Annotated in this window: 9 protein-coding genes; 1 reads left to right on the top strand and 8 read right to left on the bottom strand. The window is 44.3% G+C overall.

The window, feature by feature from the left end; translation table 11 throughout:
- The 8 genes from B3O12_RS16235 to B3O12_RS16200 form a co-directional block, all read right to left on the bottom strand.
- On the bottom strand, nucleotides 1-1,805 hold a 1,805-nt coding region (locus B3O12_RS16235; RefSeq protein WP_286757079.1), incomplete at its 3' end, for a family 65 glycosyl hydrolase domain-containing protein.
- On the bottom strand, nucleotides 1,802-2,464 hold the full coding sequence (gene pgmB / locus B3O12_RS16230; protein WP_286757078.1) for a beta-phosphoglucomutase: 663 nt from the start codon (nucleotides 2,462-2,464) through the stop codon (nucleotides 1,802-1,804). The genes pgmB and B3O12_RS16235, both read right to left, overlap by 4 nt.
- Complete coding sequence (locus B3O12_RS16225) at nucleotides 2,461-3,453, bottom strand: carbohydrate kinase family protein (RefSeq protein WP_286757076.1); 993 nt, start codon at nucleotides 3,451-3,453, stop codon at nucleotides 2,461-2,463. The genes pgmB and B3O12_RS16225 overlap by 4 nt, the downstream gene beginning before the upstream one ends.
- Nucleotides 3,454-3,459: 6 nt before the next feature.
- Nucleotides 3,460-5,064: a sodium:solute symporter gene (locus B3O12_RS16220; protein ID WP_189631178.1), complete on the bottom strand. Its 1,605-nt coding sequence runs from the start codon at nucleotides 5,062-5,064 to the stop codon at nucleotides 3,460-3,462.
- Between the two features lie 37 nt (nucleotides 5,065-5,101).
- On the bottom strand, nucleotides 5,102-5,890 hold the full coding sequence (locus tag B3O12_RS16215) for a glycoside hydrolase family 16 protein (protein ID WP_189631177.1): 789 nt from the start codon (nucleotides 5,888-5,890) through the stop codon (nucleotides 5,102-5,104).
- A 130-nt stretch (nucleotides 5,891-6,020) separates the two neighbouring features.
- The gene (locus tag B3O12_RS16210) at nucleotides 6,021-7,028 is read right to left on the bottom strand and encodes a LacI family DNA-binding transcriptional regulator (protein ID WP_189631176.1); all 1,008 of its coding nucleotides are present in this window, start codon (nucleotides 7,026-7,028) and stop codon (nucleotides 6,021-6,023) included.
- A gap of 6 nt (nucleotides 7,029-7,034) precedes the next feature.
- A complete protein-coding gene (locus tag B3O12_RS16205) occupies nucleotides 7,035-7,448 on the bottom strand; it encodes a (4Fe-4S)-binding protein (RefSeq protein ID WP_189631175.1) in 414 nt (137 codons plus the stop codon).
- Nucleotides 7,449-7,561: 113 nt separating this feature from the next.
- A complete protein-coding gene (locus tag B3O12_RS16200) occupies nucleotides 7,562-8,131 on the bottom strand; it encodes a DUF922 domain-containing protein (RefSeq protein WP_286757075.1) in 570 nt (189 codons plus the stop codon).
- 90 nt (nucleotides 8,132-8,221) lie between these two features.
- On the opposite strand from B3O12_RS16200, the gene B3O12_RS16195 reads away from it, so the two are divergent.
- A partial coding sequence (locus tag B3O12_RS16195) for a DEAD/DEAH box helicase (RefSeq protein ID WP_286757073.1) occupies nucleotides 8,222-9,409 on the top strand: 1,188 nt, incomplete at its 3' end.

Genomic DNA, 9,409 nt, shown 5'->3' with positions numbered 1-9,409 from the left:
TGAAGTGTATCGGCTTGTTTGATGAAGCACGAACGGAGTATCCTGTCCCAAGACCAGTTTTGGTTAATTGGCCTCTGCCCTGCCGGAATATCCGAAACAGGCATCAGCTCTTTATCCAGAAAACCATCTTGCTGTAAAAATACTCCTCTCTTTTCGTCATACCCCAGATACATATTATCGAGTATGTGCTGCCACTTTTCAGTTTCGGCTTCTTTAAAATTGAGTTTTTGAAACAACTCATTGAGCTGCGTAGTACCCTTATATTTCTGAAGCCCTTCCAAGGTATACTGTAAGGTCCAAAGAGCTATTTTAGAAGTGTACCAGTTGTTATTCACGTTGTTCTCGTATTCATTGGGTCCTGTAACTCCATGCATTACATACTGACCCTTTTGTTTAGACCAGTGTACCCTTTGAGCCCAGAAACGCGAAATAGCAATCAGTACTTCTAAACCATAATCTATTAGGTAGTCTTCATCGCCATGATAGTTTATGTAGTCGTAAATGGCATAAGCTATGGCGCCATTGCGATGGATTTCTTCGAAGGTTATTTCCCATTCGTTGTGGCATTCCTCACCGTTCATAGTCACCATGGGGTAAAGAGCAGCACCATTAGTAAAACCTAGTTTTTGAGCATTTTCAATAGCTTTTTGCAAGTGTTTGTAACGGTACAATACCAGGTTTCTGGCCACTTGTTTATCACTCGTAGCCAGGTAAAAAGCCAGACAATACGCCTCAGTATCCCAGTAAGTACTTCCACCATATTTTTCTCCGGTAAAACCTTTGGGCCCAATATTAAGTCGCTCGTCTTCTCCGGTATAGGTTTGATTGAGCTGAAAAATATTGAATCGAATACCCTGCTGTGCCGAAACATCACCATCAATCACTATATCGCTCATTTGCCACTTGGCTGCCCAAGCTTCTTTGTGTTCCAGCAGAAGTTTATCGAACCCGACCTGGGCCGCCTCCAGCACTTCTTTTTCACATACTTCTACCAGCTGCGTTTTGGCAAAATACATGGAAGAAATATTGGCTGCATACTTTTCTATGGTCAAAGGCTTACCCTCTTCTACCCGACCCGTTACTGCTACTTCCACATATTTCTCTCGCTCGAATTCCTGAGCAGACTCCATGGAGAAACCTCCGGAGATATTGAACTTCATTCCCGTAGCTACCCAAAAATCGGTTTTCTTGGTACTGGCTACCACATAGCTGAAATCGTGCGAAGCTTTCCTATGCTGCTCATTCCAAAATTTTTCATCGTAGTTAGAATCTGCGTTGATTACATCAAAGTCTACAAATGGCACTATTCGGACTACACCGGAAAAGTTGAGAGGTGTAACCTGATAGGACAGTGCTCCTACTTTGGTTCTGGCCATACTGCATATTCGGGTGGCCTCTACCTTTACGCGTTTACCTGAAGGCATTTTGGCTGTAAACTCACGCTTAAGCCAGCCTTCTTTCATGTTGAGCTCTCTTCGAAAATGCTCCACTTCGCAAGTGGCCAAGTCCAGAGCTTCATCTTCAAAAGAAATATGAATTCCAATCCAGTTGGCTCCATTAAGCACCTTGGCAAAGTACTCCGGATACCCATTTTTCCACCAGCCTACGCGGGTTTTGTCAGGGTAGTACACCCCGGCAACGTAGTTGCCTTGGAGGCTCTCTCCCGAATATTGTTCTTCGAAATTAGCCCGCTGACCAAACATGCCGTTGCCCAGGCTAAAAATGCTTTCGGAAATCTGATTATACTCGGGCACAAACCCTTCTTCGATAATCGACCAGGGATGATGTTTGATATAATTTTTCATGCAAATGATGGTAAACGTTTGAATATGGTAAGGTCTGCGTCTTTCAGATCAGGAACTACAAGGTCTGCCTCATGCAATAGTTCAGGCAAGCCCACTCCTACACATGGAAAGCCTCCCCGTTTGGCTGCCTGCACACCGGAAATAGCATCTTCAAAGACAACGCACTCTGAAGGATGCAAGCCCAGGCGATCGGCTCCAAGCAGAAACACCTCTGGGTGAGGCTTGGAATGGCTTATGTGGTTACCATCCACTTTCACCTGAAACAGATCGCTCAGCCCAACGGCTTTTAGAATAGTAGGCGCGTTTTTACTGGAAGATCCCAATGCCACTTTTAATCCGGCCTTTGCCAACACATGGAGAAACTCTCTGACTCCCGGCAGAATGTCGGCAGGAGTCATTTTAGATATTATCTCTACGTATCTGTCGTTCTTACGCGTGGTTAAAGCTTCAATTTCCTCATCGCTTTTTTCGAGATCTCCTATCGCCAAAATGCGCTTCATAGAGTCTACTCTGCTCACGCCTTTTAACTGCTCGTTGTCTTGTTCCGTAAAAGGTATATTCAGTTCATCGGCAATAGACTTCCAGGCTATATAATGAGCCGGAACTGTATCTACAATCACCCCATCTAAATCAAAAATGCAGGCCTTTGGTAAAATCATAGGTTTATAGAATAATTGGCACGCATCATATTTTCTGTTTCTCTCAGAGGCTTAAAAACCTCGAAAGTGGTGCCTTGAGTACGTTGAGCTCCAAGCGCATTGGCATACATTGAAGCCAATATGTAATCGTTTTGTCCGTCTCTCAGCCCATAGGCTAGTCCTCCCGCAAAAGAGTCTCCACAGCCGGTGGTGTCTACTACATTTTCCATGTAAATGCTCTTCACGAATTCTTCTTTGAGCTGTCCGTTTACTTTTGTAAATACCTTACAACCGGTGGCATCGGTAGTTACAATTAAAGCCTTGGGGCCTCTATCTAAAATGTAATCGGCCATGGGGTGAAGGTGCTCCTGACCAATATCATCCAGAAGATCGGTGAGTTCCTCTTCTCTGTACTCGTGCTTATACCAGGTACACCACGATTCTTCCAGATTCATCTTTAGAACATCGATATAGGGTAGCCAGAAGTCTCTTTCCACCCAAAACTTCTTGTGCCGATCGCCCCCGATGGTCATAGTATGTGTGGGGCCATGAGCATCGAATATGATGGTTCCATGGCTAAACTCTTTTAGGTATTTAAGCGTATCGAGAGCTATTTCATGGTCGGTTATAGGCACAAAAACAAACACGTTGCAATCCAGAAACGGAGCCATATCCACCGGCATTATGGGGTTCATAAAGGCCGTTTGTTTTTCTACCCTAAAGTTCTGATCGAGAAATTTAAGTTTGATCACGTCTCCGCTATCGGCATCGTCTGTAACGCCTTTCATATCTATGGCCGAATAAGGGGCAAATAATTCCTTTACTGCAGCCATGTCTTTTTTGCGAATATGCGAAACCGGATAGACCGTTCCCTGGCCCTGAAGCAACTGGGCAAGCCCTATAGTAGGGTGGGTAATGCATCCGTACTTCTCTATAACTTCTCCCTTATGAGTAGTAATATGATCTCTGGGAATAGGGCCAACTACCGCTATTTTATATGCTCTACTCATAGGCCATTAGCTAAAGTATATCCAAATAGCAATTATAAGAGCTATAAGCAATACCGTAAGCACCAGGTCTTTCGTTCTCGAGGCTTGCCCCCTGGCACTCAGCACTCCCTTGGCGTATGTAATATCTTTGATTTGTTCTGGTGCCGGTTTTTCGGACATTAAACTCACCACTATGAGTACCACAGAACATATAACAAAAAGGAAAATGGCCAAATGCAGGAAGTTGATAGCAATAATGGCACTTAGAAAATCGGGCAATGATGCTTTGAAAACATCAAGCACTAGCAGTCCCATACCTAACACAAAACCGGTCCATAGAGCAGCCATTGCGCCTTTTGCATTCAATCTTTTAAAGAATATTCCTAGCAAAAACACAGCGGCAATAGGGGGTGAAATATAGGCCTGTACTGTTTGCAAATATGTATAGAGCTGTCCGGAGATACGCTCCATTATGGGGATCCAAACAATACCTACTGCCACCATAATGATGGTAGCCAACTGCCCTACTCTCACCAGCTTCTTTTCTGAGGTATCGGGTTTCCATCGCTTATAAATATCGATGGTAAAAAGTGTTGAGCACGAGTTGAACACGGAGCTTAGTGAGCTCATTAGTGCGGCCAGTAAACCGGCTATTACTACACCTCGAAGACCTGCCGGCACCATACTCTTCACCATCATAATGAGTGCCTGATCATTCTTTTCCAGGTCGAAAACACCTTTTTGAGAAAGGGCAAACGCAATTACTCCGGGAATAACGAAGATGAAAAGCGGAAGCATCTTCAGAAATCCGCCAAAAAGAGTTCCTTTTCTCGCCTGCTCAATGTTACGAGCGGAAAGCACTCGCTGCACAATGTACTGATCTGTACACCAATACCATACCCCTAAAATGGGAGCCCCAAACAGGATACCAGTCCAAGGGAATTTATCATCGGATATTGGCTTCCACATAGACATAAAGCCTTCGTCTACACTACTGGTTAGCCCTGACCACCCGCCTAATTCGTTCAGACCAAAGTAGGTTACAGCAATGGCACCTCCAATGAGTACAAACATTTGAATCATATCGGTATAAAGCACGGCCTTTAACCCTCCAAAAACGGTGTAAACACCTGTAGCTACAACTATGATGATGGCTCCAGTCCAAAAAGGCACCTCTATAGCTGAGAAAACTACAGCTCCGGCAAAAATGGTCACCGATATTTTGGTAAGTATGTAAGCGATTATCGAAACCCAGGAAAGATAGTTTCTCGCCTTGGAGGAGTATCTTCTTTCTAAGAATTCGGGCATGGTAAATACTCCGCTTTTCAAGTAGAAGGGCACAAAAACCCAACCTAAGAGCATAAGCATAAATCCGGCTATAATTTCGAATTGAGCCACAGCCACCCCCCCTGTTGCCCCATCGCCTGCTAAACCCACGAGGTGCTCAGAACCAATATTGGATGCAAAGAGTGATGCGCCAATGACAAACCAGCCTACATTCTTACCTCCCAGAAAGTAATCGGACGATGAAGAGTTGACTTTTTCTTTAAAAGTGGCCCAAGCGGCTATACCAAAGACCAGCACAAAATAGGCGGCTATAAAAATGTAATCGAGACTAACTAGGTCTACCATAGACGTAAGGTTAAGGTTGAATGATATTCAATAGTTGCTACTGATATACACGAACATAATCAATTTCAAAGCGGTTTGGAAAGATATCGTTTGCAATGCCCTTTTTGCCGCCCCAGCCACCTCCAACGGCAAGGTTTAGGATGAGATAAAAGGGTTGGTCGAAGGGCCACTCGGCATAACCATTGCCTGAGTTTTCGAAAGTGAAGTATTTCTCATCGTCTAGAAAGAAATCGATTTTATCCTCATCCCATTCAATAGCATATACATGGAATTTATCGGAGATATCGGCTACCTGAACGGAGTCTGCCTTCTGTGTGCCTTTAAGGTGGTTGAAGGCTTCGGTGTGTACCGTACCATGCAGGTTACCCTGGTCGTAGCCTACATGTTCCATAATGTCTATTTCTCCACTTTTGGGCCAGCCACCATAGTTATTGGTGGTGGGCAACATCCATATTGCGGGCCAATTGCCACGTCCTTTTGGAATTCTGGCTCTCACCTCTACCCTGCCATATTTCCAATCGCCTTTGTTTTTTGTGATGAGCTTGGCCGAAGAATAGGCACGGGTTTTAAAAGAGTCGGCCAATGCAGTAATGGTGAGTATACCATGGGCTAAATTGATATTTTCGGGCCTGTCGGTATAATACTGAAGCTCATTGTTACCGAAACCGCACAGATCGGGGCAGCCATCACCAACATAGGCTGTCCACCGGGTGGTATCCAACTCACGGCCATCGAATTCGTCTTGCCAGACCAATTGTGGTTTTTCGTTACAGGACTGAATGAGCACGAGGGCTCCAATCATCATAAGTTGACTAAGCTTTTTCATTTCTGTTTGAATGTATTTAAGATGCCGAAAGAAGGCAACCCGGGCACAAAATCTCATGCACAATTGGCAAACAGGAATTGAATACAGGAGGTTAGTCGCTGCCGGGTAGCCTCATTTATATGTTAAGCACTTATCGGGAAGAATCCCGGATAATAACCCTCGAATCAAACTTCAGGTGAAGCTGGTGTTGGGGTATATGCCTTTTCTGAATTACTTTAAACAATAGCTCGGCCGCAGCCTCACCCATTTTAATAGGTTCGTGCGTTACGCTGGTAAGGTTGGGTTCTACTATTTCGCACAAGTTGCTATTGCCAAAACCAACCACCGAAACATCTCTTGGAACATTAAGACCCATTTTTTTAAGTTTTAGAATGGATTCCACTGCCAATTCATCGCTAAAGGTAAAAAGGGCATCGGGTCTTCTTTTAGGGTCTTCAAACATCTTCTCTATAATCGCATCGTGAGGTTCATCGGGGTGAGTGAACACGACAAAATCTTCATTAATCTCGTAGTCGTAGGTTCTGAGAGCCTCCAAATAACCTTCATATCGGCTTTTGCTAATCCCCAGCAGTCCAGGGCCTCCAAGATGGGCAATGCGCTTGCGCCCACGTTTTATCAGATGTTCCACCGCCTGAAAACCACCTGTGAAATCGTTGGCTTCTACGGTTGGCGTATCGAAGCCGGGAGCAATACGATCGAAAAACACAAAGGGTACATCATAGGCCTTGAGTGTCTCCAGATGATCGAACTCTTTGGTTTCACTGGAAACCGACAGAATAATGCCCTCCACTTTACATGAAAGCAGCGACTTAATCTGGTCTATCTCATCATGATAATTCTCATTAGACTGACAAATTATAGTATAGTATCCGTTGTCGCTTACCACCTTCTGAATACCATCGATTGCAGAAGCGAAGAAGTTACTGGTAATGTGGGGTACTAAAATACCTATGGAGTTGGAACGCTTGGTGCGTAAGCCTGCAGCAATAAAATTGGCCTGATAACGCATTTCCTTTGCTTTTTCGGCTACCAACTTCTTGGTTTCTTCACTTATGTTTGGATGATCGTTGAGCGCTCTCGACACCGTTGAAGGTGAAATACTCAGCGCATTGGCAATGTCTTTTATCGTAATAGCCATAGTCTCTTAGTCTTCTTTTGGTTGAGCGTGTGTGCCATCGCAATACGGAAATTTTCGCGAACGTTTGCAACGACAAAAGGCCACTGTTTCACGATGTACCTGCTTATGGTTTCTTTCCGTTACCGTGGCTCCTCCTTTTATCAGTATGGGGCCTCCGGGTATGAGCGTTACCTTCACATCGCTATTGTCTTTCTCTTTAAAGCGAACGCCTTTAACAGATAGTGCTTTTGAGGGGCACTCCCGAACCAGAGCCACAATCTGATCTGAATTGGCCTTTTCCGGTTGAACCCACGGTCGCTGCTTGAGATTGAACACCTTGGGCAAGCCCCTGAGGCAAATACCGGAATGAATGCACAGATCTGGTTTCCATACTATGGTAACCTCTCCATTGCTATATTCCTTTACCAGTGGTTCACTCATGGCACAGTCGTTCGGCTGATTAAATTAAGCGAAAATAGAGTCAAACCGAAACATCGGAAAATAATTCAAGGGCAATTTATATATGTTGTTATTAACATATATAAATATTAATATCATTGACTATATTGTTTTAATCGCTCCAATTCTGAAAAAACAAGTTCGAACCATTCGTTTTGACGCTCTGAGTCTCTTCCATGACCGGTTTCTTTATCATAGTTCAGAGAAAATCGCTTAAAATCGGCCAGTAGTTGCCTCACATATTTGTTATAAACTTTTAGGTCTCGCTCTCCCCTTTTGTGCAATTCACTAATCTGCTTCCTTATTTTTCTGCCATACAATTCGGCAATATCGAAGTGCAGCTTCTCATGAGCCAAGAGTGCTATGCTGGTAGAATCGGTGGTCCAGGAGTCTTTCTTCACAAAGAGTACCTTCACCTCAAACCTGGGTTCATCGTTAAATATGCCCCCTCGTATGGAATGGGTTACGGAGGTCAGAGCAAGCCCCCTCTCCTCTTTGGACTTTTGTTTTCTAAACCTAAAGTCTTTCCAGCTTAGGTATAAATTGTCTGACCACTCAATATAAGCCGTTGTATCTACTGTTAAAAACTGCGCCTTACTCTCCGGCCCGTGAGCCAACCCTGTGAGTATGAGCAGTGCTAAAGCTATATTTTTCAAGAATTTCATTGAGCTATCTAACTTCTGCCGCGTGAATATTGTGGGTAAACTAACCCAAAGCTAACGATTTTGTATGGCGAAGCGGTATCTTTGTCTTGCATGAAGTTTGAGAAATACGCTTTTCACCCGCTTATTAAGTCCAATCTGGCAGAGCTTGGCTTTAAAAAGCCTACGGACATACAGTATAAGGCCATAACTCCTATTCTCAAAGGAGAAGATGTATTGGCTATTGCACAAACAGGAACTGGCAAAACGGCTGCCTTTGCCATTCCAACGGTACAAAGGTTATTGGATCATTCGCGCAAGCTCAATATAAACGCAGTGCGATGCCTGGTGATGGTTCCTACCCATGAACTGGCACAGCAGGTAAAGCAAACATTTCAGCAGGTGAGCAAAGGCAGTGGCCTGACCATTTATGCTATTTACGGTGGGCTGGAGCAGGACCCTCAGATTAAAATGCTTCAATCGGGTATCGATGTGCTCATTGCCACACCAGGCCGTTTGTTCGACCTCATTAGCCAGGGCTATTTAAACCTGTCGCTATTAGAGGTGCTTATTGTGGATGAAGCCGACCATATGCTGGGGCGTGGCTTTATTAAGGATATGCGAGACTTACTGCCTCACTTACCCAAAAAAAGGCAAACACTGTTTTTCTCGGCCACCATCAATGAAGAGATAAAGAAACTGGCTTATTCGCTGGTGCATAAAGCTATTCGCATTCAGCTATCGCCTAAAAATCCGGTAGCCAAGAATATTGAGCATGCCGTGGCTTATGTAGAAATGGATGATAAGCGCTACTTTCTGGAGCAACTCATAAAAAACAACCCAGAGGCTAAGATGCTTGTGTTTGTGCGTACCAAAGTAAGAGCCGAAAGAGTACAAAAAGCCCTCCAGCGTATGGAACTGAAAGCGGACACTCTGCATGGAGACAAAGATCAAAAGCAGCGCGATGAAACTCTGGGCAGGTTTAAAAGTGGGGTTTTAAAGGTACTTATTACCACCGACATCAGTGCCCGAGGTATTGATATACCTGAAGTAGATTTTGTTGTGAATTATGACCTGCCTGAAACGGTTGAACATTATGTACACCGGGTGGGCCGTACAGGCCGGGGTTTTGCAAAAGGTCAGGCTTATTCCTTTTGTAGCCCGGAAGAAAAAACAATACTTGAGCAAATTGAAAAGGAGCTGACTGAGCCCATTGAGCGTATTAGCATTAGTAAAGGAGACTATGCCATGGTAAAGGCACTCACAGAAGATGACTCCAAAGACTGGCGACAGTTATTAAAG

The organism is Roseivirga sp. UBA838, from assembly GCF_002296035.1.
Taxonomy (GTDB): Bacteria; Bacteroidota; Bacteroidia; order Cytophagales; family Cyclobacteriaceae; genus Roseivirga; species Roseivirga thermotolerans.
This window is presented reverse-complemented; position numbering and strand designations above follow the sequence as displayed.